General features: G+C 69.9%; 33 protein-coding genes and 1 tRNA gene. All 34 read right to left on the bottom strand.

What is annotated here, in order from left to right:
- Positions 1-5 precede the first annotated feature (5 nt).
- The 34 genes from HH310_RS12600 to HH310_RS12435 all read right to left on the bottom strand — a co-directional run bounded on the left by HH310_RS12600 (position 6) and on the right by HH310_RS12435 (position 23922).
- On the bottom strand, positions 6-2687 hold the full coding sequence (locus tag HH310_RS12600) for a hypothetical protein (RefSeq protein WP_169175699.1): 2682 nt from the start codon (positions 2685-2687) through the stop codon (positions 6-8).
- A 152-nt stretch (positions 2688-2839) separates the two neighbouring features.
- A complete protein-coding gene (locus tag HH310_RS12595) occupies positions 2840-3334 on the bottom strand; it encodes a hypothetical protein (RefSeq protein ID WP_169175698.1) in 495 nt (164 codons plus the stop codon).
- 3 nt (positions 3335-3337) lie between these two features.
- A complete protein-coding gene (locus tag HH310_RS12590; RefSeq protein WP_169175697.1) occupies positions 3338-3814 on the bottom strand; it encodes a hypothetical protein in 477 nt (158 codons plus the stop codon).
- 3 nt (positions 3815-3817) lie between these two features.
- The gene (locus HH310_RS12585) at positions 3818-4228 is read right to left on the bottom strand and encodes a hypothetical protein (protein ID WP_169175696.1); all 411 of its coding nucleotides are present in this window, start codon (positions 4226-4228) and stop codon (positions 3818-3820) included.
- Positions 4229-4296: 68 nt separating this feature from the next.
- Positions 4297-5046 carry a hypothetical protein gene (locus tag HH310_RS12580; protein WP_169175695.1) on the bottom strand — a complete coding sequence of 250 codons (750 nt, stop codon included), beginning with the start codon at positions 5044-5046 and terminating at the stop codon, positions 4297-4299.
- A 2-nt stretch (positions 5047-5048) separates the two neighbouring features.
- Positions 5049-5474, bottom strand: coding sequence for a hypothetical protein (locus tag HH310_RS12575; RefSeq protein ID WP_169175694.1), 426 nt, complete (start codon positions 5472-5474; stop codon positions 5049-5051).
- Positions 5471-5725 (bottom strand): hypothetical protein, encoded by a 255-nt coding sequence (locus HH310_RS12570; RefSeq protein WP_169175693.1) that lies wholly within the window; start codon positions 5723-5725, stop codon positions 5471-5473. The genes HH310_RS12575 and HH310_RS12570 overlap by 4 nt, the downstream gene beginning before the upstream one ends.
- Before the next feature lie 8 nt (positions 5726-5733).
- Positions 5734-6609, bottom strand: a complete 876-nt coding sequence (locus tag HH310_RS12565) for a hypothetical protein (RefSeq protein WP_169175692.1) — start codon at positions 6607-6609, stop codon at positions 5734-5736.
- A gap of 10 nt (positions 6610-6619) precedes the next feature.
- Positions 6620-7588, bottom strand: a complete 969-nt coding sequence (locus HH310_RS12560) for a DUF4082 domain-containing protein (RefSeq protein ID WP_169175691.1) — start codon at positions 7586-7588, stop codon at positions 6620-6622.
- Between the two features lie 16 nt (positions 7589-7604).
- On the bottom strand, positions 7605-8036 hold the full coding sequence (locus tag HH310_RS12555) for a hypothetical protein (protein ID WP_169175690.1): 432 nt from the start codon (positions 8034-8036) through the stop codon (positions 7605-7607).
- On the bottom strand, positions 8033-8308 hold the full coding sequence (locus HH310_RS12550; protein WP_169175689.1) for a hypothetical protein: 276 nt from the start codon (positions 8306-8308) through the stop codon (positions 8033-8035). The genes HH310_RS12555 and HH310_RS12550 overlap by 4 nt, the downstream gene beginning before the upstream one ends.
- Entirely contained in the window at positions 8308-8658 is a 351-nt protein-coding gene (locus HH310_RS12545; RefSeq protein WP_169175688.1) for a hypothetical protein, read from the bottom strand. Before HH310_RS12545 ends, HH310_RS12550 begins: the two co-directional genes overlap by 1 nt.
- A 71-nt stretch (positions 8659-8729) precedes the next feature.
- Entirely contained in the window at positions 8730-10271 is a 1542-nt protein-coding gene (locus HH310_RS12540) for a phage major capsid protein (protein WP_169175687.1), read from the bottom strand.
- The gene (locus tag HH310_RS45320; protein ID WP_169175686.1) at positions 10268-11836 is read right to left on the bottom strand and encodes an HK97 family phage prohead protease; all 1569 of its coding nucleotides are present in this window, start codon (positions 11834-11836) and stop codon (positions 10268-10270) included. Before HH310_RS45320 ends, HH310_RS12540 begins: the two co-directional genes overlap by 4 nt.
- On the bottom strand, positions 11833-13251 hold the full coding sequence (locus HH310_RS12530; protein WP_169175685.1) for a phage portal protein: 1419 nt from the start codon (positions 13249-13251) through the stop codon (positions 11833-11835). The genes HH310_RS45320 and HH310_RS12530 overlap by 4 nt, the downstream gene beginning before the upstream one ends.
- 284 nt (positions 13252-13535) lie before the next feature.
- Positions 13536-13808, bottom strand: a complete 273-nt coding sequence (locus HH310_RS12525; protein ID WP_169175684.1) for a hypothetical protein — start codon at positions 13806-13808, stop codon at positions 13536-13538.
- Positions 13808-14047: a hypothetical protein gene (locus HH310_RS12520; RefSeq protein WP_169175683.1), complete on the bottom strand. Its 240-nt coding sequence runs from the start codon at positions 14045-14047 to the stop codon at positions 13808-13810. The genes HH310_RS12525 and HH310_RS12520 overlap by 1 nt, the downstream gene beginning before the upstream one ends.
- Positions 14044-14256, bottom strand: coding sequence for a hypothetical protein (locus tag HH310_RS12515; RefSeq protein WP_169175682.1), 213 nt, complete (start codon positions 14254-14256; stop codon positions 14044-14046). Before HH310_RS12515 ends, HH310_RS12520 begins: the two co-directional genes overlap by 4 nt.
- Entirely contained in the window at positions 14253-14498 is a 246-nt protein-coding gene (locus HH310_RS12510; protein ID WP_169175681.1) for a hypothetical protein, read from the bottom strand. Before HH310_RS12510 ends, HH310_RS12515 begins: the two co-directional genes overlap by 4 nt.
- Positions 14499-14508: 10 nt before the next feature.
- Positions 14509-16095 (bottom strand): hypothetical protein, encoded by a 1587-nt coding sequence (locus HH310_RS12505; protein WP_169175680.1) that lies wholly within the window; start codon positions 16093-16095, stop codon positions 14509-14511.
- Positions 16043-16612: a hypothetical protein gene (locus HH310_RS12500; RefSeq protein WP_169175679.1), complete on the bottom strand. Its 570-nt coding sequence runs from the start codon at positions 16610-16612 to the stop codon at positions 16043-16045. The genes HH310_RS12505 and HH310_RS12500 overlap by 53 nt, the downstream gene beginning before the upstream one ends.
- Positions 16613-16788: 176 nt before the next feature.
- On the bottom strand, positions 16789-17049 hold the full coding sequence (locus HH310_RS45780) for an HNH endonuclease (protein WP_396027513.1): 261 nt from the start codon (positions 17047-17049) through the stop codon (positions 16789-16791).
- Between the two features lie 116 nt (positions 17050-17165).
- Positions 17166-17239: transfer RNA gene (locus HH310_RS12490), tRNA-Met, on the bottom strand.
- 203 nt (positions 17240-17442) lie between these two features.
- The gene (locus HH310_RS12485; RefSeq protein ID WP_169175677.1) at positions 17443-17730 is read right to left on the bottom strand and encodes a hypothetical protein; all 288 of its coding nucleotides are present in this window, start codon (positions 17728-17730) and stop codon (positions 17443-17445) included.
- A gap of 3 nt (positions 17731-17733) precedes the next feature.
- A complete protein-coding gene (locus HH310_RS12480; RefSeq protein ID WP_169175676.1) occupies positions 17734-18018 on the bottom strand; it encodes a hypothetical protein in 285 nt (94 codons plus the stop codon).
- Positions 18015-18383, bottom strand: a complete 369-nt coding sequence (locus tag HH310_RS12475) for a hypothetical protein (protein WP_169175675.1) — start codon at positions 18381-18383, stop codon at positions 18015-18017. Before HH310_RS12475 ends, HH310_RS12480 begins: the two co-directional genes overlap by 4 nt.
- A 23-nt stretch (positions 18384-18406) precedes the next feature.
- Positions 18407-19291 carry a hypothetical protein gene (locus HH310_RS12470; protein ID WP_169175674.1) on the bottom strand — a complete coding sequence of 295 codons (885 nt, stop codon included), beginning with the start codon at positions 19289-19291 and terminating at the stop codon, positions 18407-18409.
- Positions 19288-20400 carry an HNH endonuclease gene (locus HH310_RS12465; protein ID WP_169175673.1) on the bottom strand — a complete coding sequence of 371 codons (1113 nt, stop codon included), beginning with the start codon at positions 20398-20400 and terminating at the stop codon, positions 19288-19290. Before HH310_RS12465 ends, HH310_RS12470 begins: the two co-directional genes overlap by 4 nt.
- A gap of 111 nt (positions 20401-20511) precedes the next feature.
- Entirely contained in the window at positions 20512-20694 is a 183-nt protein-coding gene (locus HH310_RS12460; RefSeq protein ID WP_169175672.1) for a hypothetical protein, read from the bottom strand.
- A gap of 38 nt (positions 20695-20732) precedes the next feature.
- Positions 20733-21707, bottom strand: coding sequence for a DUF5131 family protein (locus HH310_RS12455; RefSeq protein WP_169175671.1), 975 nt, complete (start codon positions 21705-21707; stop codon positions 20733-20735).
- Positions 21700-22281 (bottom strand): hypothetical protein, encoded by a 582-nt coding sequence (locus HH310_RS12450; RefSeq protein WP_169175670.1) that lies wholly within the window; start codon positions 22279-22281, stop codon positions 21700-21702. The genes HH310_RS12455 and HH310_RS12450 overlap by 8 nt, the downstream gene beginning before the upstream one ends.
- Positions 22271-22609: a hypothetical protein gene (locus HH310_RS12445; protein WP_169175669.1), complete on the bottom strand. Its 339-nt coding sequence runs from the start codon at positions 22607-22609 to the stop codon at positions 22271-22273. The genes HH310_RS12450 and HH310_RS12445 overlap by 11 nt, the downstream gene beginning before the upstream one ends.
- Complete coding sequence (locus HH310_RS12440; protein ID WP_169175668.1) at positions 22602-23198, bottom strand: hypothetical protein; 597 nt, start codon at positions 23196-23198, stop codon at positions 22602-22604. The genes HH310_RS12445 and HH310_RS12440 overlap by 8 nt, the downstream gene beginning before the upstream one ends.
- Entirely contained in the window at positions 23185-23922 is a 738-nt protein-coding gene (locus HH310_RS12435) for a hypothetical protein (RefSeq protein ID WP_169175667.1), read from the bottom strand. Before HH310_RS12435 ends, HH310_RS12440 begins: the two co-directional genes overlap by 14 nt.
- Between the last annotated feature and the right edge of the window lie 29 nt (positions 23923-23951).

Raw genomic sequence — 23951 nt, 5'->3', positions numbered from 1 at the left:
CTCCCTCACGCGTTCAGCAGGTTTTGGGTGCGCATGGCCTTGCGGAACCACTTCGCGAATTCGCGTTCGGCGCCGTCGAAGTCGAACCACACCCGGGTGGTGCCACCGCTTCCACCGGCGTTCTGCAGCAGCCGCGGCAGCTCGTCGAGCGGGGCGACGACCTCACGCTGGCCGCCCTCGCCGGCCACGATCGGCATACCGCCGCGCACGGCGGGCACGATGCCGCCCTTGGCCAGGTACGGAACCGTGGGGATGCCGAAGGAGTTGCCGCCGAGGCCGGGCACCCAGCCCGGCACCGAAAAGCGCATGCCGCCGAGGCTGCGGTTCCACAGGCCGGCTACGGCGTTGAACGCCGCCCGGAACGGTGCGGTGAAGAACCGCGACAGCGCGCCGAGCGCCTTACCCAGCCGCGACGGCAGACCAGAAAACCAGCTGGTCAGCGACGTGAACTTGGAGACGATCCAGTCTTTCGTCGCGCCCGCTCCGGACTTGATCTTGTCCCAGTTTTTGGTGATCGCCAGGACCGCGACCCCGATCGGGCCAGTCAAGATCGCCAGCAGTAACGGCCAGTTTTTCTTCACCCACCCCCAGACCGCCGAGGCTGCGGACTGGATCATGTGCCATGCGCCGATCCAGAACGCCCGGAAGCCGTCGGAGTGCTTCCACAGCAGGATCACCCCGGCGACCAGGGCGGCGATCGCGAGGATCACCAGTCCGATCGGGTTCGCCGACATGGCCGCGTTCCACAGCCACTGAGCGGCGGTCGCTGCGCCCGTGGCCACCGTGGAGGCGACCGTCGCCACCTTCTGGGCCACCAGCGCTACGGCGGCACGGCCCTTGGCGAAGGTACCTGCGTTGTCCGCCGCGGTGTTCGTGGCGGTCGCCGCCGCCGCCGTACCGGAGGCGACCGTGTTCTCCCGCAGCGCCACGGTGTGGGCCCGGATTGCCGCGGCCATCGCGAACTGCGAGGCGATTTGGAAAGCCTTAACGCCGAGGCTCACGCCGGCCGCGATGCCAGAGTGCTTGAGCAGCAGATAGCCGGCGGCCAGCACCGGCAGGAACTTGAGCAGCGGGCCGAGGTGGTCGACGGCGAACTGAGCCGACTCGCCGAAGATGTGCACCGCGCTGCCAACGTCGTCGCTGTGGCCGGCGAGGTCGCCGAGCAGCGGCCCGATCTGCGCCACGGCACCGCGCAGCACCGCGAAGAACTGGGCGATCTTCTGCTGGCCCTCGGCGCTCTGCACCCACGCCCGCAGAGCAGCCGAGCCGCGGACCAGGAAGTCCAGGGTGCCGCCCCCGTCGCCTCCGGCGTGGACGATGGCCAGCAGCGTCGCACCGACGTTGACCGCGATCGCCCAGAACTGCCTCAGGTAGCCGACGCCCGTGCGGATCCAGTCCGCGGCCTTCCCGGACTCGCGCATCCGGATCGACCACGTCTCGAACTGCTTCGCCAGATCGGTGACCCCACCAGCGAAGCCCGGCAGGAAGCTGGACCCGACGGTGACCCATTGCAGGATGCCGTTGAGCACCGGCCGGACCGCGGCCGCCAACCGGTCGGTCGCCGCCGCGGTGTTGCCCGTGAAAATCCCGACGTCGCGGACGGTGTCGCGGGCGGTGGCCAGCCCCAAGCTCTGCCGTATTGCCGTGTTGAAGCTCCCGCCCATCCGGGTCAGCCACGACGTGGCCATCGGCAGGTAGGTCGCGGACAACACCCGCAGATCCCCGGCCACGCCTTTGAACGTGGCCTGCTGACCGGCACGGGCCGCGCCCTGCCATGCCGGCACCAACCCCCGCAACGTCAGGATCACGTCGCGGCCGGCCGGGGACAGCTTCGCGAGCGCGGCCGCGGCCGGGTCGATCCCGCCACCCGCCGCGCCCGCACTCGCGGTCTCCACTTTGGTCTGCGCGTCGGCGAGCTGCTCGGCCGCCCGCCGCGCCTGCTCCTGCGCATCCGCCTGCCGCTGCAGCGCCTGCTGCACGGCATCGCTGCCCTCGACGCCCTTCTTTGCCCCGTCGGCCTGCTCAGTGGCCAGGTCTTGCGTACGGTCCTTCGCCTCGGCCAGCGTCTGCAGGCTCTGGCGGTAGGCGAGGTCGGCCTGCTGGATGTCGTAGTTGCTGCCGCCCGCTCGGGCCACCGCCAGGTCCTGCGCGGCTTTAGCGACTGCCTGGGTGGCGGCTTCCTCGTCGAGGCGAGACCCTGCGAGGGACCGCGACAGGTCCTCGAGGCGTTCCTTCTCCTCGGCGCGGGCCCGGTTGACGGCCTCGGTGGCCCGGGCGGCCTCGCGCTGGGCGTCGGCGAGCGCGTACTGCGCGTCCCGCACCGCCCGGGCGTCGTTGACCGCCTTCTGCGCCGCCTGCGACGCCTTCCCGCCACCGCCGGTCGCCGCGACGCCGGTGGCCTTCCAGGCGTCCGCCAGGCCGAACGTGTTCGCTTTGTACGCGCCGACGAGCGCGACCCCGCCGGCCAGCCCGGCCGGGATCGCCGCGGCGGCGCCGGCCGCCGACAGCGCCGACGACGCGAGCGCGACCGCCCGGGCCGCCGTGAACGCCATCGCCCCGCCGAGCGCCACGGTGGACGCGGCGGAGCGAAGGTTCGCGGCGGTGACCGCGTTGCTCGTGCGGGTCAGCAGCGCGTTGACGCCCCGGTCACGGCCGACCGCGTTGAACGCGAGGGAGACCTCCGACATGACCCGGCCCCCTCAGTTGTTGAGCTTGGCCATCTCGGCGTTGTGGGCGTCGACCTGCCTGGTCAGAAATGTGAGCTGGTCGACGGTGAGCCGATCGAGGTCCCACGGCGGAATCTTGTGCAGCCGCAGGATCCCGTACCAGTAGCGGTCGATCAGCTCGTCGAGAGAGCCGGGTCCGCCGTCGGCGTCGAGACAGCCGCCGGGGCATCCATCGGCAGCGCCTCGGGCTGCGGCGCCGGTTCGGCAGGAGTGACCGCCTGGGCTTTTCCCGGCGACAGCGGCGCCGACCGGATCGCGATCCGGGTGAACGCGATGCCTGCCAGCCGCTCGGCCTCGGGCATGCTGCCCTTGGCGTCTTCGAGGTCGGCCAGGTCCTGCTCGAGCTCGTCGACGTCTTTGACCAGCTTCACCTCGTCGCCGGCGAAGTCGACGTCTTCGATCTTGAGCGCGGGGTGCTGGCGGCGCAGGTAGGTCCACAGCAGCGCCTGCAGAGCGTCGATGTTGCCGAGCTGCAGCTCGGCGGCGAACTGGCCCCATTTGATGCCGGACACCTGCTGGATGAGCTTCATCTCCGGCACCCGGAAGTTTCCGGGCTTCATGTGCCAGCGCTGCGTCGGCTGGCCTTCCGGGCTGTATTCGAGGAACAAGGGTCAAACCTTCCTGGCGATGCGGCCGGCACGCCCGTCGAGTGCCGCGTACGCGGCGGCGTGCAACCGGGAGTTGTCTTGCAGGGTGTCGTCGAACCAGCCGGGGGCGCCGATCTGGATGACGGTGACGTTGGAACCGAAGACCCGGCGCCGCCAGCCCCCGCGCTCGTTGAGTCGCTTCGGGGCGTGTGCGAACTGGCGGACCTGCGGGGTGTGATCGGCGACGATCGTGGCGCCCGAGTCGAGCGGGACTACGTGCACCGCGGCGGCGACCGCCTGGCGCAGCGGCTGGCCCTCGTGGCCGGCGCCACCGCCGCGCGAGAGTACGGCCGAGCGGACGGCGGCGACGCCCGGGGCGAGCGCGGCCCCCATGCCCTTGGACAGATCCTGCCGCCATTCCCGGCCGGGCGCCTCGTCGCGCAGCGCCCGGGCGACCCGGGTGAATGAGTCGTGGTCCGGCTCGATAGCGACAGCGTCCATGACTCAGGCGGTAGCCCGGGTGATCGGCCCGGAGCACGTCCACGTGTAGGAGGCCTCGTTGACGTCGCCCGGAGCGCCGGAGATCGGGGTCAGCGTGCCGATGCCGACGGACCCCGTGTACTTCGGGTTGGACACGCCAACCACGGCGTTGGAGACCCGGACCTCGAACGGCACGATCGTGCCGCGCAGCGCCCACAGCAGCTCGTCGAGCTGCCCGGTCGCGACGTCGTTTTTCAGGGTGACCGCGAGCTTGGATCCCTCCAGCCCGTACAAGATCTCCTTCGCGCCGCCGCTGGTGAAAACGGTCGCGTCCTTCTCCTCGTACTCGATCGTCAACTCGATCTTGCTGCACCACGACGACCGGTCGACACCGTTGACGCCGAGAAAGGCCGCCTTGATCGTTTGCTTGGCCACGACGGGCCTCCTTCGGGCATGAAAAAAGCCCGGCGGACGGCCGGGCCGAAGACGAAGAGCGGAATGGGCTAGTCGATGCCGATGGCGGCGGCGACCAGGAACGACGGCGTCGTGCCGGTGATCGTCCACGACAGCCGGTAGAAACCGTCGGTGATCGGCCCGGCCAGGGTCTGATACTGGCCACCGAGAGCCGTGGCGGCCGCGAACGTGATCCGGTCGGTCGGGCCGGAAAACCCGACCGCGGCCGCCGACTGAACCTTCGTGGTGATCGTCGGCGTCGCCGTGCCCGCGATCGACAGGACATGCAGCGACGCGTGCAGCCGCTTACCCGCCGGAACGGCGCCGAGGTTGAGAATCGTGCCGGTGCCGGTCGCGGTCCGCGCGGTCCCGGGCGCGCTGGCCACCTGCCCCCGCGCCATCCAGCCGGTCCCGGTCATCGACGCCTGCCACGGAGCGACATCACCGGGCGCGCCGAGCAGCTGATAGGACGACTCGCCCGCGGTCATCATGTAGGCGACCGCCGCCTCGAGGGAGCCGTCCGGACAGGCGGTCCAACCCGCGAACCCGCCGCGGCTGGCCCACAACGCGTCGTCGACCAGCGAGGGATCGCCGGCGTCCCACAGGCCCGATGCGGCGATCTTCGCGCTGAACAGGCCGAACAGGATCTCTTTGGCGATGCGAGTCTGGGAGTCGGCGACCGGCCAGCAGGTCGAGTCCTTCTCCTCGAACTCGCCGCTCAATTCCAGCTTGTTGGACTGGCCGGTGAGGTCGCAACCGCCCATGAACAGGCGGACGTTGCGCAGGGTCTGCTTGGCCATCGCTACTCCTGACTGCGTACGCCGATGACCGTGATCGGCAGCTTGGCTCCGTAGAAGGTGCCGGTGCCGACCTGGTAGGTCCGATAACCGGTCGCGTTGCCGATCACCAGGTCGTCGCAGGCCCCGCCGAGGGACTGCGGATTACCGGGCAGGCCCTCGATCGCGTCGACCACGCTCTTCGCCGTGCCGACCGACAGGTATTGGTCGAGCAGCGCCTGCCCGGCCTCGTCCTCGGCGTGCGAGGTGAGCAGGTAGCCCATGACCATGACCTCGGCGTCCCCGCCGTAGGTCTGGTGATATTTGATCTCGACCTCACCGCAGTAGAACGTCGGCGGCTCGATCGCGTCCGGGCAGAACGCGTACGCCGTCAAACCCTTGACCTGCCGGGCGTTCGCGGCGATGCCCTTCTTGATCGACAGGACGTTCACTTCGCCGCGGCCTCCGGCCTGCGCTCGGGCAGCGCGGGCTCAGGAAATGCGGGTTCTTCCTCGACCAGGCGCATGTGCACGCCGATCTGGCCGATCAGCCCGCGCGCGCGGTCGACGTCGTCGGTGTCGACGGTGGCCAGCTCGGCCACCAGCCGGGCGATCGTCTCCTGAGAGATTATTTGCTGCCGCACGTCCTCTCCTGCGGCCGCGCGCTTGCGCAGGTCCTTGAGGATCGTCTCGGTGCTACGCACTACGCCTCCTAGGCGGTGATCAGGATGTACGGGGCGATCAGCGATTCCACGTCCGGGTCGAACCGGGACACCCGCACCGCGCCCCACTCAGAGTTGCCCAGCACGCCCTCCGGAGAGTCCTTGCGGCGGTAGAGCCGCGCGGCCTGCAGCGCGCACGCCTGCGACACCTCGTCCGGCACCGACGGCCAACCCCACCGGCCGGTCACCCGCACCTTCGTGGCGTCGCTCAGCCACCCGGCCACGGCGAGGATCTCCGTCGACGGCCGGCCATCGAGCGCCGCGTTGTCGGGCCCGGTCTCAAAGCCCGTGACCGGCGACCAGGGCGAGCCGAACCGTGTCCGGGTCTCCACGATCAGGCCGGTCGGCGAGGCGAGGTCGTCGATGTGCAGCGACTGGGCACCGTCGGGCGTCGTGATGAACCGGTCGAGCGCCGGGAAAATCCGGGCGACCAGGCCGGTGTCGGCGTAGAACCGCCGGCCGCACCGGTTGTCGATCTGCCGGGACGCGGCGCCGATCGCGTCGTCGATCAGGTCACCGCGCACGTCGATCGGCTGCGCACCGGACTGCCCGGTCAGCGCCTTCTTGACCTTCTCGGCGTCGGTGTAGGCCGGCGTCGTGCGGGCGACCACGGTCCAGGTCACCAGCTTGACGTCGGTGACCGCGCCGGACACGGTCCACGCTCCGGCCCAGAATTCCAGCTGGTTCGCTGGCGCGAGCGCCCGGTACACGCCGACGCTCGGGTGTTCAAGCGTCACGTCCGGGTTGGTGCCGTCGGGGGCGGTGACGGTCAGCGCCACCGCGGCGTCGACCAGGTTGCCGTCGCCGTCGTACGCCAAGTATTCGAGCGGGACGGCGTCGCCGAGGTCGTACGTGGCCATCGCCATCCGGCACCTCCTACAGCGGGATCGCCCGCCCGGTCGTCGTGATGACCTGGCGGCGAGATGTCGTGGACAGCACCGGCCTGCGCGATGTCGCGACCAGCGCCGCGTTCGGCGACGACGGCCCGCCCTCGACCGCGCCGGAACCGGTGACCCGCAAGGCCGGCAGGATCAGCGCGGCCGCGCCGGTGATGGGTGAGCTGCCGACACCCGAGACGCTCAGCGAAGGCAGGACGATCGCGCCGCTGCCCGCCGCGGCCGCGGTACCGGATCCGGCGGCCGCGAGAGGCGCAAGGGTCAGCCCGCCGGCGCCCGCCGCGGTGGCCACCCCCGCGCCCGCCGCGGTGATCGCGGGCAACGCGATCGCGCCAGAGCCGGTAGCGGACACGATGCCGGCGCCGGCCGCGGTCAGCGAAGGCAACGCGATCGCGCCCGACCCGGTGACCGCCTCCTCGAGGGAGAGCACGAACTCGACGTCGGCGAAGTAGCAGGTGCTGCCGAAGAAGTCCGTCGGGTACGCGAGAGCGGCGTTGACCTCGAACGTTCCCTGCCGGATGGTGCCGATCCCGCCGACGATCTCGCCGTCCTCGAGGGCCGAGATGTCGCCGTTGCTCAGCCCGGCGCCGTTGAAGAAACCGCTGCGGCTGACGTACCGGCCCTCGGAATTGTGCGTCCCGACGCGGTACAGCGTGCCGGCGGTCACCGGCACCGGCGTGTCCAGCGGGATCAGGTTCCAGCCGGCGGCCGCCGGTGAGCTCGCGCGCACCTCGGAGGCGAGCAGCGTGCCGGCCGAGGCGGAGTCCGGCGAGGTGACCTGCCAGACGGCACCCGTGTACGTTCCGCCGACCGTGCTGGTCGCGTAGAAGCGCACCGCGGTGATGTACCCGTTCTGGGCGAACCGCAACGTCGTGGCCGTGGTGATGCCTGGCGCGCCGTCGCTGTTGTCCGCCCCGGACGGCGTCTGCGTCGTGAACAGGTTCGCCACCGCGCGGCCCCCTCGATCAGCTGGCGGGCTGCGTGATCGTCAGCGAGGTGACCGTGACGGACAGACCGGTGCTGATCGCGGTCGTCGACAGCGTGACGTCGCCACCCCCACCGGTCGCGGTGACCGACCCGTCGACCACGCCGAGCCCGGTCCCGGCCGCCTCGGTCGAGTCGAGCAGCCGGAACCATCCGGCGGTGCCTGTCGCCGCGCCGGTACCGGTCAGCGCCGGGGTGTCGTCCGCGGTGACCGTGCCGTTCGACGGTGCCCCGAACGCCGGGTCGCTGAACGGGATGTCCAGCAGCAGTGTGCCCGACGGTGACGTCCCAGGCCCGGCCGGCTGGGCGCCGGTGTAGATGCGCAGCCGTCCGGCCCCGGAGCCGCCGTCGACCAGGGCGGCGACCGCGGCCGCGGCGGCGTTACGCGCGGCCGTCGAAATCCGCACCGTCACGAGCTGCTCCGGTTCGCGCCGCCGCGGCGCTGCCGGTTCGGCGTCGGCGGCTTCTCGCGCTCCGGCTCGGCGTCGTCGGCCGGGTCAGGCTCGGGATCGGGGTCAGGCTCGGGCTTGGCTGGCTTTTCCGCCTCGAGGCAACCGGGCGAGTCCCGGTTGACCCAGGCGGCATCCTCGTCGCTCAGCTCGACTACATCGCCCACGAGGTACGGCCCGAACTGCTGGCCGTCGCGAGTGGACCGGTATTTGTGGGCGACCTGGTAGCGGGCCATCAGGAGTTGACCGCCCCGGTCATCGCGAACCAGGACGTGCCGTCGCAGACGACCATGCCCGACTCGCTCTGCTGGATCACCGTCACCGCGCCGGCCGCGTCGTTCTGCACGGTCAGCGCAGCGGCACCGGAGCTGGCGTTGATGATGAACAGCTGCACGCCCGCCGAGGACTCCTCGGGCGGAAGCGTGATGGTCCGGCCGGTCGCCACAGCGTTGAACGCCATCAGCTGATACCGCTCCACCTCTGCTGGTGTGATCGTCCGGTTCGCGGCCAGGGTTTCCGCCGCCTTGACCGAGATCCGGTTAGCCCGGTCCCGCGGCCACGTCGCGTTGCGATCGCGTCCCGCCATCTCTCACTCCTTCCACGCCAACGGGCGGCCAGCACCAGGCCGGCCGCCCGCGGCGGGTGGTTACGGGTCGCTTAGCTCGCGGCCGTGGACTGGTTGTAGAGCACCGCAGCCGACTCGATCCCGGACGCGGCACCGGTCGGCGTGAACCGGCCGAGGCCCAGGCGCAGCGAGTACACGAGCCGGGTCTGGTCGCGGCCCGGCAGACGCTCGGACTCGACCATCACGCGCCGGCGCCAGCCGACCTTGAAACCCCTGCGGTTGAACAGCACCGTCTGGCCCAGCGTGTTGTTGTTCGCCGTGGTCGACACCTTGCCGTCGGCCTCGGTCTTCGGGACCGCGATCGACGCGATGTGCCGGTTGCGGCCGATGCGCGACACCTCGCCGGTGAAGACCGTCGCGGCCGGGCCGTACTTGTCGGCCGTGACGACCTCGTCCAGCTGGGCGATGCGGTCGGCGGTGTCCGGCTCGGACACGTAGATCAGGTCGTCCGGGTCGGTCGGGTGGCCCCAGTCGACCAGGCGGGTCCGGTCGACCATGAGGCTGCGCATGCCGATCAGCTGCGCCCACGTCGCCGCCGAGCCGGTCGCGTCCTTGGCGTTGGCCGTGTTGTCGACCAGCGCCGCGTGCCGGATGCCGTCGAACGCCAGGTAGTGCTTGGTGTCGGCCGGGTCGGCGTCGTCGAGGTTGATGTTGCCGGTCGCCGCGTTCGTGTTGTCGCCGTTGATCACCAGTGAGTCCGCGTAGTGCGCGACCGCGTACGCCGCCTGCCGGCGCAGGAACGGGACGAACGGGATGATCGAGTCCTCGTCCATCTCACCCGACCACATCTGGTGGATGATGAACTTCTTCGCATCGACCTGCACCCGCTGCGAGCCGGTCTCGACGGTGGCGTAGTCCGACGAGTTGCTCGCGAGGTTCTCCGGGACGAACAGCATCTCCGGGATGTCCACCTCGACCGGCAGGTACGCCGTCGGGTCGGTCATCTCGAAGCTGTCGATCAGCGGGAACACCTTGCCCAGCTGGCGCGGCGCGTCCCACAGCTCGCCCACGTACTGGGCGCCGATCAGCTGCTGGCCCTCGCCGGAGGTCTGGGTGTCCATCGCGCGGATCGCCCGCTGGTACGCGCCGGTCAGCTCGAACTTGCCCGCCCGGGCGAGCTCGCGGTCGGAGCCGTGGAACTCGGTCAGCGGGATCCGCGGGAACAGGTCGTCGATGGCCTTGCGGTCCATCGCCATAACCTTGTCCGCCGACAGGTAGCGGGCCGCGGAGATGCTGTCGAACGTGCGCTGCAGCTCCTCCGACGGGCCCGGGTGGGTACCGTTCTTCAGCCGCTGTCCGCGGTGCGAGCTCATCAGGTCGTGCAGGAACTCGACGTCGCTGACCGACAGGCCCCACCGGGCGTACTTCGTGCCCACCAGCTGCGTGTCGGCCGAGCCCGAGCCGAAGCGGATCTTGCGGACGAACTCCTCGTCCTTGGTGAGGCCGTCCATCGCCTCGGTGATGAGCTGCCGCAGCCGCTCGTCCGAGAGGCGCTCGGCCTGGTCCTTGTTCACGGCCTCGAGACGCTGCCGGACCTCCGTGGCCAGCGCGTCCAGGGTGAGCTGGTCGCTCATCCGATCTCCTTGGGTGCGAAGGCCGCGAGCAGCGAGCGCGCAGCGTCCTGGTTGATCTCCTGCGCCGGCGGCCCAGGGACGTCTTTCGTTTCACGGGGACGGATCTCCGGATCCGTGCCCAGCCACATCGGGCCGCGGCCCGAGCGGAGCGCAGCCTCGAAGCGGCGCAGCAGCTCGGCCATCTCGGCGTCGTCGAGCGAGCGGCCGGAGGTGACCAGCGCAGTCGCGTCCATCGGCACCGGCACCACGGAGAGCTCGGCCGGCTCCCAGCCCGACGCGACGCCGCCGCGCCAATAGTCGCCCTGGCCGTTCTCCCACTCGGTGACCTCGAACCCGATCGAGACGGCGTTCAGGTAGCCGGCGCGCATCTTTCGCTCGACCTTGAGGGCGAACGGATCGTCCTGGTCGAAGTCGAGGTCGCCGACCAGATGCTTGCCCTCGACCCGCAGGGAGTCCGGGTTGACCCGGCCGATCGGCAGGTTCTCCCGGCCCCCGTACGTGTGGCCGTAGCCCAGCACCGGGTTCCCGCGGTAGCGGGCCAGATTCGCGCCGGCCATCCGCAGGTCGATGCCGTCGGCCATGCGGCCCTCGCTGGCCATGATCACCCGCAGCGGCTGGTCGTCGGCGAGCGCAGACCGGTCAATGTGCCCGGTCGCACGGTAGATCCGGCGGGGAGCAGTTCGCATGTTCCGGCCCTTCTGGGCGCGCCCGAACATGGCGCCGGCCCGCGACCGGTACCACTCCAGGTTCTTCGGATTGAAAGCGGCGCCGGCCTCGGACTCGTACTCGATGTATTTGAGTCCCTTGTTGAACGGGTCGGCGTGGCTTGCGCCGTGTTCAAGCGACCAGTCGTCGGAGCCCACCTGGCTCCAGCGGATGTTGCCGTTAGCGCCCGGGCTCGTCTTCTCCAGCAGGATCGAGCCCTGATTGGTCGGGATCGTCAGCCGGTCGACCTCGGTGTAAGGAGCATCGGTGTAGTCGCCGAACTCGTCGTAGCCCTCGGTCAGCACGTCCTCGGCATCGCGTAGCTTCAGCCAGGACTTGGCGTCGAACTCGAGCGCTCGCGCGTCCTGATCGCCGACCTTGGTCCGCACACCGAGGTCGCCGCCCGGGCTGAGATAGACGTCGACCGGGCCGCTGGCCACCTCGAGGCGCTGCGCGGCCGCGGCCCGATCCACGTCCGTCGCGAGTTTCTCCCGCTCGGTGCGGTTCAGCGTCACCGTCGTGGCGTCCTTGCCGAGGACATCGACCTCGACCTCGTCGCCGTTACCGGGCCGCAGGCGCAGGGCCGGGTGGCCGTCGGCGCCGACGATCTCGTGCTCGCCCTTCGGCTTGCCGAGCGCTTTGGCCAGCTCGATAGCACCGGGCTCGCGGTCGAGCTCGACCTCGGCCCCGCCGAGGCCGAACGTGACTTTGCCGCCCGGCTTCGACTCGATCCGGCCGGACTTACCGCCAAGACTGAGATCGACGCTCGACAGCACCGACGGCAGGCCCGACAGGCCGGGCCCGGACGTCCACTTGCCCTCCGGATCGCGTGGCTGATCCGGATCGAAATGTCCACTCACAACCGCACCCCATTGATCGGGCCGAACGACATCAGCAGCCGGCGCGCCGCCAGGTGATCCAAGGCCTTCTCGCCGGAAACCTGCGGCGCCTGGTTGGCCGGATTGACCTCGTCGTCCGGCGCTCTTGCCGGGTCCGCGGTCGGGTCGACCGGCGGGATCTTCGGCTCCGGCAGCTCGAGCTGCCCGTCGGCGCCGACAGGGGCCTTGTTCACGGGCAGGTACGGCTTGTCGCCCCACGGCACCGGCGCCATGCCCTTGCTCTTCCGCCACTCGTTGATCGTGATCGCACCCCGGTCCAGGGCCTGCGCCTCACGCGTCCACGACTCGGTCGAGCTCTCCTGCAGCGCGGCCACCTGCGTGTAGTCGTACGCACAGTAGTCCGGGCCGCCCTTGAACCGGGTCAGGTACTGCTCGCGGATGTCCTCGGCCCGGAAGTCCGCGTCGCTGATCAGCGTGGTGTCCCACGCCATCCGCTCGAGGTCACGGGTGTTCGACAGCGTCGCGTTCTCCAGGTCGTTGAGCAGCGTCGACGGGATGCCGTACGTGCGGCACACCTTCCGGAAGCTGATGTTGAGGCCGGCCGCGAACTCGGCGTCGCGGTTGGTGATCGCCATCTGCTTGAAGTTGGCCTCGTAGCGCAGCACCGCCCACCGGTGCGCCTTATCCGCACCGGATAGCCGCCGCTCAAGCGCCTGCTCCAAATCCTCGGCCTGCTCCTTGGAGAACGTCACCTTGTCCGCCGGCGGAACGACGATGCCGGCCACCTGCATGCCGCGCTTGAACAGCGCCATGTTGCTGCGGTCCATCGCCGCGCTGGTTTCGGCGGCGAGCCGGGCCGCCGCGAGCGGCGACAGCGGCGAGAACTCGTCGATCGGGTTCGGGTAGCGAAACCAGCAGATCTCATCAGGCGCGAACGTGATGATCTGCCCGGACACCGAGTGGTACGCGTAGCCCTGGATATAGCCGGTCTCATGCGGAATCGGCCGCACCCGCGACGGCTTCAACCACCAGATCTCGCCCGGCTCACCGCGCCGCTGCGGCGGTTCCAGCGCCCAGTAGGTCTCACCCCACAAACCCATGCACATCTCGTCCATGCGGCTCAGCCGCGCCGCGGTCCAGAACGGGTTGACCTTGCGGAACTGCTGCACGGCCGGGTGGGTGGTGTCCTCGCGCTTCTCGGCGCCGTCGCCGTGGAAGAACTGCAGCCTCAGCTTCGACATCATCCGGGCCCGCAACGCGACCACCGAATAGATGTCGTTGCTGGTCGCGGCGTAGTCGCCGTACTCCTCCGGCGCGAACTCGCCCTGATCGTGGCCGTACGCGTAATCCGGGGCAACCAGCTCGCCCTTGCCGACCGGCCACGCTCGCTGCAGCTCGCCGCGGCGGCGCGCCTGAATGCGTTCGAGGAGGCCCATCAGATCCACCCCTCTGGCCAGGTCCCGTTCCGGTTCCAGCACCTGGTGCGGCCGCGGCAACGGGCGTTGTGCCGATTCAGCCAGCGGCAGGTGAGCCGACCAACCGTCAGCTCGACGACCTCTCGCGGCAGCCAACGGAGCCAGCGCAACGCCAGCAGCACCGCCCGCTCGGGCCGGTTGAGCACCACGCGTACCTGGACTGCAGTTGTGCGTTCGGGAAAGTACGGGCCGATGGCGCCGTGGTACCTCTCATCGATGCGGGCGTGGACCACTCTCACGGCGCATCACCGGATCCGTTCTGTCGGGAGGCCGAGCGACATTGAGGGCGGCTCGTAGCCGGATGCCATGTCCGTCGCCATCACCTGCGTGCCGCGGTGCGGGACTCGCCCGGAGGGCGGAGGAGGAGGCGGGATCTCGCGGGCGTACTTCACGCGTGGGTTGTCCACGAGCTCGAGCTGCCTGTTGAGCCAGGCGACGTCGTCGTCGGTGAGGCGCGGGTCGAGGGCGGTCAGCGGCGGCCGCCACGACGGGTCGAAGCCCGGGCCATACATCTGCATCAGCCGACCCGCTCGAACTCGATCTGCCGCGGGTCCCCGTCGACCGGGCCCACGCGGCGATACCAGAGCACCGCGTTGGTCAGCGTGAGCATGATGTCCCCGCTGTCGTTGAGCGTCACGAACGCTGAATCAGCCTCATCGAGCAGCTCGCGGGCAACCCGCATCCGCTGCGGCGCCTCGCCGACAAGCGAGACCGTGCCGTTCTCGTGGCGCTGCAGCACCATCTCCTGCCAGCTCACGTGCCATCACGCTTCGCGGCCGCCGAGAAGCCCTCCATGACCGCGGCCCACACCCAAGCCAGCAGCCAGCCGACCGCCACGACCACCAGCCGAGCGGCGAAGCCGACCGCGAACGGCAGCGCCATCAGCAGCACCAGCAGCACGCGCCGCCAGTCCACCGTCGCCGCCCGGGCGTTGATCCGGTCCACCGTCGCCGTCAGCGTCGTCACGGAGTCTCCCGAAGGTCGAGCGCGGCGCGTACGAAGCAGTCCTTCGCCTCGAGGAGCTTGCGCAGCCCGTGGGTCCGTTCCGGGCCAGACGGGAGCGCGGCCATCATCTGTTCGGCTAGGTCGTGGCAGGCCTTGCTGGTGTCGCGCAGCGGCCCCTCGGGGAGGTGGTCGAACGCGAAGTACCGCGCCATGTATCGCTCAGTCGCCGCCGCCGCGACGGGGATCCGTTCGATCCGGCCCATCACCAGCTCCTCATGCCATCAGCGAGCCCACAAGCTCTTCGACCTTCGACTTGACATTGATCCGGGTCACGTACGCCCAGCGGGCCAGCGTCGCGCTCACCAGCGGCGAGATGTCCACGTCGCTCTGCTTGCGTCCCCACGCCACGGCATCCGCGAGCGGCCGCGGTTTCGCGTTGGCGATCGCGGTCGTCAGCTCGTTCTGCCCGGTGTGGCGCAGCGTCTTCTGCCGGACCGCGTCGATGATCTGCCCGGTGGCCTGTGCCACCTCGTTCGCCGAGGGCATCGCCAGCTCGCCGCGCTGCGGGTGCTCGGCGTCCTCGGGCGGCTTGATCCCGACCGCCTCGAGTTCGCCCTGCAGCGACGCCGCGCCGCCCTTGGGGTCGAGGCCGATCGCGACCGGGTCGAGGACCCGTTTGAGTTCGACCAGCTTCGCGACGACCCAGTCGACGCCGTCGCCGTACGCGACGACCTGGACGTGCCCGATGCCGTCCGCGCGCAGGCCGTACATCGAGATCGCGGCGTGATCGCGTAGCGGGGTCACGTCGACCGCTAGGGCGACGTCGCCGTGCCGCTTGGACTCCGGGTCGCCGAGCTTGGCCCAGACGGCCATGTCGATCAGCCCGGAGCCGCCGCCGGCGTAGCGGGGCCAGATTCCCAAACGTTCGCGGGCGAAGTCGGCCTTGCTCATGCCGCGCCACTCGCGGCGGATCGCCTCGAGGGTCAGCCGGTCACAACCCAGCGACGGGTTGGAGACCTTCCAGTTCTCCTCGTCGCCCAAGTCGATCTGGTCGAGGCTTTCCAGGTCGCCGGCCAGGCCCCAGTCGCGGTAGGCCAGCGACGGATCCTGCGCCCAGTCCGGGTCCTCGGCGGTGCGCGGCGCGCTCGGGTCGCCCCGCAGCCGCAGCCGGTACATGACCTCGCCGGTGTCTCCCGTCAGCGGCGGCGAGCTCGTGTAGAGGAACTGCGGGTTCGGGCGGGCCGACGCGGTGGGCAGCAGCGCCGAGTGCTGCGCGTCGGTGTACGCGTACGACTCGTCGACGATGTTGAGATCGCCGGAGAAGCCGCGGCCGCTGCCGGCGGAACGGGCGATCCAGTGGCACCACTGCTCCGGATAGCCGAGGTGCTCGTCGGACTTGAGCTCCACGGCCTCCTGGCCGTTGGTGTTGTGGAACTGCACGACCCGGTCGCCGACCAGCCACAGGTTCGGGTTCTTCGGGTCGATCTGCGTGCCGAGCCGTTTGACCAGCCGTTTGAACCGGCGGTAGCCCTGCAGCGCGGTCTTCATCTCGTGCGCTGACCACATGATCAGCTCTTCGCCGAGCACGAAGAGGCCGAACAGCACCCGCGCCTCGAGGATCGCGCCCTTGCCGTTCTGGCGGGAGACGACCTCGCAGTGCTCGAAGTGGCACCACTTGAGGGTCTTCGGGTCGAACGCGAGCATCCGGTGCAGCGCGTCGGCCTGCCACGGGTCGAGGATCAGGCCGGCGTCGGCGGCGAGCTCCACCGCGTCCGGGCCGAACGTGTGCTCGTACGGGGCGTGGGTGTCAACCCGCGGTCGCGGCGCGGGCCGCGGCGATTCGAGCCTGGAGGTCGACAAGCTTTCCTCCCCGCTTCGGACCAGCCGGCGCGGCGGCGGCCGGTGGCGGTGTGGCCGGCACCGACGGCTGCGCATCGGCCGGATCCAGCTGCTGGCGCAACTCAGAGAGCAACCTGGCCAGGCTCGCCTGCTGCGCGCGGGCCTCGCCGAGCGTCCGGTCGACGACCAGCTCCGTGCGGCCGTCCGCGAACCGGACCGAGGCGAACTCGTCGACGTCGCCGCGCAGCAGAGCGTCCAGGCGCTCGAGGCGATCGGCGGTGCGGGCCGCTTCCTCGAGGACAACCCGCGCGCGGGGACTGAGGTCTGGATGCTCGGCGAGGGTGTCGCTGTAGAGCCGGCGGCCGCGAGCGCCGAGCTGGGAGAGCCGCGGGTCGGTCACGTCCTCGGTCACGGCCGGCTCCGCGACCGGCGTGACCACCGGTGTCACATCGGCGCACGCCTCTGGGTCGCACCACTCGTGATTGCCCTTGCGATGCGCGCGAGAGCGCCGCTGCCGCTCGGCCGGTGTGAGTGCCATCAGACCCCCACAGCGATGTCACGGCCCCCAGCGACCGGCTCGGCCGCCGCGATCGGCACTCACGCGCCCTATCCCATGCGCATTTTTCAATCGGAACGGGCGGGGGGATAAAAGAGGAGCCGGGAGACGTGGGGTCGCCTGTTATGTCCGTTTCTCATTCCGGACCCCCTATCCCCTCAAAGGGAATGAGGATCAACGTCCACAATCATGCGAGACACAGTATGGCCACGCCTATTGTGCTTAGCCCATCGCACCATCGCACCATGGCGTGAGTTGCACCCATAGTGGGCAAGGGCCACGTTGTCCCTGCTAAGCCTGGCCCCACCCAGCTCTATAGCGATGATGTGGTCCACACTCCTGGACTGTGGGGTACACCCACGCAGGCCCTTGTCTACAGGCTGCCCACACCTGATGCAGTGCGTCTCATGGGGGTCCATATAGACCCTCGCACAGAGGGCCCTCCAGGGATTGCCCTTCCGGCCCGACCACTTCGCCATAGGAGCCCCCTAGAAAAGGCCCTTTCTGCGAAGCCCCGTTTTTGTGAAGCAAAAAGTGGCGCAGGCCGGATTTGAACCGGCGACCTTTGGATTATGAATCCAACGAGCTACCGAGCTGCTCTACTGCGCGCCGAATTAGTTGAGAGGTGCGCGGGCCACCGTTCAGGCCGGTACATGGCGACAGCCCCGAACCCGAGGCCCCTCTCAGCGGGGCGGGGGTTCCCCCAGCCGCACACCCCTCGATCAAATGGGGAGTCATCAACGCATGGCCGCCTCCCGCTTCCGGAGACAGTTCTAGCGCTGTCACGATGATGCGATGCGTGACGATCACCGTCAAGCATGCGGGCGTGACGCGCCGCCACGGGGTGATCTGTCGGTATACGCCTCAGCCTCCAGCAGCTGCTCCGCCTGATACGCCGCGGCGGCGCCGGCACGACGCGGCGGGTCAACGTGCGGGAAGCCGTTCGCACCGCAGGCCAGGCACTCGGCGCCCTCCTGGCCTACGACATGACCGGCCAGCTTGGACCGCCGTACCCAGTCACCGAGCCTGGCCCGCGCCACCCGCAGCTGGCCGAGCGCCTCGTCTGTGGTCCACCAGCGCTTGCCGTCCGGGCCGATCACTGCTCAACCCTCCAATTCAGGGATCGGCGCTTCGATCTCGGCCGCAGCTTGGGTCACCCATGCGGCGTCTTCCGCGCCACCCTCGCTCTGGTCGATCAGGTGGCCCTCAAGCTCGATCCGGACGCGGTTGGACGGCGCGAATCGGCGGAAGGTGTCGACGTAGATGTCCGTGACATCTTCGACCTCGCGCTCGATATCGGCCTTGATGCCGCGCATCACTACGGTCATGAAGCGGCCGGGCGCGGTCTCGATGACCACGCCGATCCGTCCCGCGAATACGCTGGTCATCTCGTCATCCCGCCATCTGTTCCACGACCTGGCTCCTCGTGCTCGACCTGCACTGGCACCGCGTAGACGACCCGATCGCCGTCGACCTCGACGGACTGCGCCGGCCAGCCTGCCTCCCGACGCTTCGCCCACCGGTCGATACTGAACGGGAACCGCGACCGCAGGAAAATGTCGAATTCCCTGAGCCAGGCAGCGATCCCGGGCGATCGGCCCCGGAACTCGAAGACGTGCGAACGTGGCGCATCGAAGACCCGGTCGAGCACCTCGGCCTGCCACTCGTCGAGCACGACGCCCATGGACCGTACGTAGCCGGAGACGTCGCGACCGCCAATCTCCACTCGTGCGTCCGTGAGTTCTAGTCTCATGTGTCGCTCCTGTCGATGTTTTGCTACTGCTGGCCGGCCATGTCGCGGGTTTGCCATCCGCCGTGCCCGCTCGCGCCGCGCCCGACTCCGGGCCGGTCCCGGGCCGCGGCCGCGACGACGTCGAGCAGCCCATGGTGGCCGTCGCTAAGTTCGGCGTACGTCCACACATGGGGCCGGCCCGGCCGCCGGTACCGCTTGCCGCATCCGCAGGCCTCTCGGTCCGGCGTTGCGTCGCCGGTACACACGCAGCGCTGCGAGACGCACTTGACCAGCCAGTTGATGCGGTGGGCGCTTTCGTGGTCGAGCTGCAGCGACCGGCGGCCGCACGCGGGGCAGCGGTGCTCGAGCGGACGCAGCTGCATGCCGTCATCGCCGGTTGCCTCCCGGGCCACCCGGTCCGCACGCTGCAGCAGCTTGTCGACCTCGGCCGCCAGGTTCGCATCGCGGATCCGGTCGACGGCGCCCTGGCGGCGCCACACGCCGCCTCCGCCGTCGGCGCCGAGGCCGATGTCGGAGCCGACGAGCCAGTCCAGGGCAGTCGGGACGCTCTGCAGGGCCACGTCCGCTCGGGTCCACGTCTTCGCGTTGCTGCCGGTGCCAGCCAGCAGTCGCACGGCGGTGGCCACGTGCTGGTGGACGACAACCTGAGCGTCGACGATGCCGAGCCGGACGGCGGCCGGGGACGGCGGGAGCGCGGACATGCCGTGGCGCAGGTTCCAGTCGCGGTAGGCACGGTCGGCGTGACCGAGCGCTTCGAGTCGCTCGGCCTGGCCGTCGTCGACGGCCCGGGCGACGGTGGTGGCGTGGCCGGGTTCGACGAGCAGCTCGAGCCAGGCCCACGCCGTGCGGATCTGGTCGGCGGTGATGCGGATCTGCTCGAGTAGGTAGGGCATCGCGTCCAGGGTCATGGGCTGTCCTCCCTTGCTGGTGGGGGTGTGGCGGGTATGGATCCGGGAGGCCAGGTGTAGGGCGGTAGGTCAGGTGGTGGTTCGGGTAGGCGTGAGCGGTGGTGGTAGATGTCCGGGTAGTGCGAGGTCCGGGGCTCTTGCTGGTGGGTTGGGGCTGCCGCAGGTGCTGGTTCAGGACCGGGGCGCCCGACCCGACCCAGGCCAGAAGGTTCCGGCACCACCGCCGGTGCTGATTGCGCCGGTGATGTGGCCGGTGTTGGACGCACTTCGGGTGCGGGATCACTGTTCGGATCAGATGGTGGATCAGTGATCGGATCACCGATCGGATCAGTGGTCGGTTTGTTGTTCTGATCGGTGATCGGAGCGTTGATCGGTTGATCCGGCGTTGATCCGGGATTGGTTGCCGGGTGATCGGCGCCGGGTGGTGGGGGGTCGAGCAGCAGCTGCTCGCGGCGTTCCATCGCCGCGGCCTCGTCCGCATCCGGGGCGGGCAGCAGCACCATGTCCGCCTCGTACGGGGTCCTCTTGCCTTTGCCCTCGTTGCAGCGCGCGCACGCGACGACGAGGTTGTCGCCCTCGGGCCCGGCCGCGCGGTCGGGGTCGACGTGGTCGAACGTCAACACCTTGCGGCGGTCCTTCGCGCGGACGGCCTTGGCGCTGAGCGGTCCGGAGCGGCAGTATCGGCAGCACTTGCCGTCGCGGCGCTGCACGACACCCTTGAGCCGGGCGTCGTTCAAGTCCGCCTTCTGCTGCTTGGACCTGTCGTTCTCCCGGCGAGACGGGTTGCGTTTGAGGAACGCGTGGATCCGGTAGCCGTAGCCCTCGATCCAGGTCTCGCCGAGGCACTCGCAGTCGTCGCCCGGGCGGTGCAGCAGCGGCTGCTCGCCCAGCACCGCGGTGCACAGCAGGTCGACCGTGCGCTGCTTGCCGCGGCACTGCCGCAGCACGGCGCCGGCCATGAGGTAGCCGTCTCGACGGCCGTGCGACGCCTCGGACTTGAGCCGGGCGTACGCGGCCTGGAGACGGTCGACCACGTCGGCCGCGCCGTCAGCGAGCGCCTCCCACACCGGCCAGATGTGGAAGTCGTCGCTTTCGAGCCAGTACGGCAAGGTGCCCCCGCAAGATCATTTCCATAGATCAACATGAATCAAGCTCTAGATAGGCGAAAGGCCCGGCCACCTCAACAGAGAGGTCGACCGGGCCAAAACACCCACCGAGGCTCAGGGGCCGCGCCTACGCCGCTCAGCGCACGCGACATACCCGTGCGCCCACGCCATCAGCACCAGCCCCACCCCGGCCACCACCGCGGCGACCACCAGCCCGCGCGACCACCAGCCGATCCAGTCGGCGGACGCGAAGAGCACCGCCCACGACAACAGCAGCCCACCGGACTGGCCTGCCACCGCCGCAGGCCTCCACCGCACCGGCCGACGCTCGCCGGTCACCGCGACGCCGCCGCGGGGTACTCGTCCCACATAAGCCCGTCCAACTCCCGGCCGGCCCGGTTCTTGCCGACGCGCTCAATGACCTCGCGGTGACCAAACCCGTCGAGCGCGGGACCGACCAGCCGCTCACGGCCCTGAAAGTTGCCGATGCCCCGATAGCCGTTGGGCGCCCACTCGCCCCACTGCTTGAAGAAGAACGGGACGCCCGCCGAGGTGCACTGATCGCGCAGCGAGCGGGCCCAGTCCGGCTCCATCGGCCGCGCGGCCCGGCCGGACTCGCCGCCGACCACAACCCAGTCGATGCGCGGATCCCCAGACAGCGCGGTAAACCCGGCATTGGAGTAGCGAAGCCCGGGCGCAACGTTGACGAGGTCGACCGGCCCGAGCAACGGTTCCATCGACAGCCAGCGCACGGCAGCCGTGGTTTCCAGCAGCGCCGGGATGCGGATGTCCGCCCACCGCTGGTCCTCGACACTCACCCCGAGCCACACGTTCGGCGGCGGCTCCATCTGCCCGGTCGGGGGCAATGATGGGTAGCCGCGCACGTTGCGGGCGCGACTGACATCCCGCCAGAACCGCACCGAGTTGAGCAACGCGCGCATCCGGCCGTGCCGCTTGGTCAGGACCTGGTAGGTGTGCTGATCGGCGATCGTCATGACGGAGAAGACGTCGGCGATAAACCGGTCGGGCACCTCGTCGTGGAACAGGTCGGACATCGAATTGACGAAGACCCGGCGCGGCCTGCTCCACCGCATCGGCAGGCCGATCGCGTCGCTGTGCAGCGTCAGCGCGAATCCCGGACCGGACGTGCGCGGGTCGCCGTCGCGCTGGTAACGGGGCGAACCCATGGCCTTCAAACGCGGCGCGAGGTTGAGCGCGTAGCAGTTGTCACAGCCCGGCGAGACGCGGTCGCAGCCGGTCGTCGGGTTCCACGTGGCCTCGGTCCACTCGATCTTGCTCTTGTCACCCATCGGCGAGAGCACCCGCCCGCGCCGCCCGGGCCGCCCACCCCGCGCACAGCAGACCCGGACGACCGTCGATCCGATACGGCAGTCCGCGCACGATCGGCGGCTGCCAGTCGTCCGGGTCACCGGCGATGGACCGCCCGTCGGGGTGCTCCCAGTGCACCGGCCGGCGCATGTCCTCGTGGCAGTAAAACGGTGTGCCCGCGCCAGGCAGCGCGAGCAGCGCCTCCTCGGTGAACTCCTCGGCCCGCTCTTTGCTGTCCTTGCGGAACGCGCAGTCGGAACACATCCGCTTCTGGGCCTGGATGTCCTGCGGGCTGGTGGGCGGGATCGGAGCCTTCTGCACGACGTCGAAGACCGGCACCCAGCAGGTACAGCCCTCGGTCCCCTTGTTGACCTCGCCCCAGCAGCAGCCGACGGCCACGTAGTCGGGGTGCGCCCGGGCCCACAGGACCGCGCCGCCCAGCCACGATTCCTCGCCGTGCGTCAACTTGGTGATCGATTCCGGGACGTCGACGCCGAGGGCCGCCGCCTGGTCGACGACCCGCTGGATCGCGTGGCGCTCAAAGTCACTGACCACCGCTGGTCCTCGATTCCGGACTGACCGGCAGGCCAGCGCCTCGCACCCACCACTCCGGATGCCGCGCACGACGCTCCAGCTCGATCCGACGCACGTGGGCGCGGCAGGGCTGGCACTTCTCCCTGGCCTTCAGGTGCCGGCGGTAGGCGGCCTCGCTCGGACAACCTTTCAGCCCCCGTCGGGGCCGGGCGGCCGACACGATCTGGCCAGCGGTGCGCTTGGCCTCGGCGAGAGCCGCCAGCGCCTGACGCCAGGTCACGCCGGCGGCGAACGCGGCGAGGGCGGTACGGCGTACTGCCTCGAGGGATTGGCTCTGGTTGTCATTCACGCGACCGCCCCCGCTCGACGCCGCCGCGGGAGGCGAGCGCGGCCGCGAGACCGGCTTCAACGATCGCCGCTGTGTACTCCTCGAATTTGGAGTCGTCGAAGCGCAGGCTGGCCGCGCACGCAGTGACCGCGTCGAGGTAGGCGGAGACCATGTCTGGTGTCGGCTGCTCGGCTGCAGGCGGCGCCGGCCGCAGGAAGCCGTCGCGTGCCAAGAGTTCGGTCGCGTTGGCGAGATGGTGCACCATTTCGGCCATCGCCGGGCCCGCGATGATCTGCTCGCCGCCGTAGCCGGACACGACAGCGTGTAGGCGGCCCTCGATGTTCAGCCGCCGGTCGGCCTCGCTGAGCTTGCTCACAAAGTCGCTGGTCCGCTCGGCGATCGCCTGACGCAAATAGCAGGCAAGGTCGAGCGCTTCCTCGTATGCGTCGCGCAGCGCGTCGCGGCCGTTGTGCGGCTGCAACGGCGTGCCGTAGCGCTCGACGCCGATGCGTTCACGGGTCCGCAGGTCCTCGCGCACCAGGCCCTGGACAGTCGCCCGGTCGTTCGGGACCGGGGCCGGCTGCTCGGTGCTCAGGTCAGGGCTGCCCATCAGCGGAGGCCTCTTTCTCGTCGCGCGGCTGTGACGGACAGGCTGTCCGTTGCATGTCGGTGGTGATCAGTTCGTCGCGGGGCAGATCGGCCGGGTTGCGGTTGCAGCAGGCGGTGATCGTGGCGCCCGGCCAGAGCAGATGGACCGCGCGTTCGGCGATGAAGTTCTCGTCGGTCGGCCAGTACGAGGTCACGACCCGGTACAGGTCCTGGAACAGGAAGCAGTCACCGATCGCGGTGTGCCGGGCGTGCCGGGCGGGGTTGACGCCGCAGGCCATCGCGATCAGATCGGACTTGCGCGCTACCGGCAGCGGCCGGCCGGAGCCGAGCAGCCACCCGTACGCGAGGTCGGGCACATCGAGGGGCTTGTAGTGCCAGGACGGTAGGATGCCGTGCGCGCGCATCCGGGCGGCGAGGCCTTCGGCGTCGAATGCGGGGTTCGATCCGGCCAGCTGTTTGCCGCGGGTGGCTGCCTCGACCGCGAGCAGCGCGCTGTATTCGTCGACAGCCTCGGGCATGTCGGTGGCGAAGGCCGGGTGCCGGTCGTAGAAGCCGCCGATCTTCAGGGCGTCCGGGTCGGCGTTGCCCATGTCCAGGTCGTCCAGCCGGATGGTCCAGACCTCGACACCGGTGGCCGCGATCAGCCCGATTTCCCAGATCCGGCGGTCCGGGCGTAGCGAGGTGGTTTCCGTGTCGATGAACACGATCTCAGGATCGGAACTCACCGATTGCCTCCTGATCAGTGGGCGAGAAA

Origin of the sequence: Actinoplanes sp. TBRC 11911 (assembly GCF_012933445.1) — a bacterium.
In the GTDB taxonomy this organism is placed as follows: Bacteria; Actinomycetota; Actinomycetes; order Mycobacteriales; family Micromonosporaceae; genus Actinoplanes.
Note: the sequence above shows the minus strand (reverse complement) of the source record. Positions and strands in the feature narration are given on the sequence as shown.

Coding starts and splice junctions, on each gene's coding strand:
- HH310_RS12600 (WP_169175699.1), bottom strand. CDS start 2,687: ATGTCGGAGGTCTCCCTCGCGTTCAACGCGGTCGGCCGTGACCGGGGC.
- HH310_RS12475 (WP_169175675.1), bottom strand. CDS start 18,383: ATGAGACTAGAACTCACGGACGCACGAGTGGAGATTGGCGGTCGCGAC.
- HH310_RS12440 (WP_169175668.1), bottom strand. CDS start 23,198: ATGGGCAGCCCTGACCTGAGCACCGAGCAGCCGGCCCCGGTCCCGAAC.
- HH310_RS12510 (WP_169175681.1), bottom strand. CDS start 14,498: ATGGGCCGGATCGAACGGATCCCCGTCGCGGCGGCGGCGACTGAGCGA.
- HH310_RS12455 (WP_169175671.1), bottom strand. CDS start 21,707: ATGGGTGACAAGAGCAAGATCGAGTGGACCGAGGCCACGTGGAACCCG.
- HH310_RS12500 (WP_169175679.1), bottom strand. CDS start 16,612: ATGGCACTCACACCGGCCGAGCGGCAGCGGCGCTCTCGCGCGCATCGC.
- HH310_RS12565 (WP_169175692.1), bottom strand. CDS start 6,609: ATGGCGATGGCCACGTACGACCTCGGCGACGCCGTCCCGCTCGAATAC.
- HH310_RS12545 (WP_169175688.1), bottom strand. CDS start 8,658: ATGGCGGGACGCGATCGCAACGCGACGTGGCCGCGGGACCGGGCTAAC.
- HH310_RS12470 (WP_169175674.1), bottom strand. CDS start 19,291: ATGACCCTGGACGCGATGCCCTACCTACTCGAGCAGATCCGCATCACC.
- HH310_RS12590 (WP_169175697.1), bottom strand. CDS start 3,814: ATGGACGCTGTCGCTATCGAGCCGGACCACGACTCATTCACCCGGGTC.
- HH310_RS45780 (WP_396027513.1), bottom strand. CDS start 17,049: ATGGACCCCCATGAGACGCACTGCATCAGGTGTGGGCAGCCTGTAGAC.
- HH310_RS12550 (WP_169175689.1), bottom strand. CDS start 8,308: ATGGCCCGCTACCAGGTCGCCCACAAATACCGGTCCACTCGCGACGGC.
- HH310_RS12580 (WP_169175695.1), bottom strand. CDS start 5,046: ATGGCCAAGCAGACCCTGCGCAACGTCCGCCTGTTCATGGGCGGTTGC.
- HH310_RS12530 (WP_169175685.1), bottom strand. CDS start 13,251: ATGGGCCTCCTCGAACGCATTCAGGCGCGCCGCCGCGGCGAGCTGCAG.
- HH310_RS12480 (WP_169175676.1), bottom strand. CDS start 18,018: ATGACCAGCGTATTCGCGGGACGGATCGGCGTGGTCATCGAGACCGCG.
- HH310_RS12540 (WP_169175687.1), bottom strand. CDS start 10,271: ATGAGCGACCAGCTCACCCTGGACGCGCTGGCCACGGAGGTCCGGCAG.
- HH310_RS12525 (WP_169175684.1), bottom strand. CDS start 13,808: ATGCAGATGTATGGCCCGGGCTTCGACCCGTCGTGGCGGCCGCCGCTG.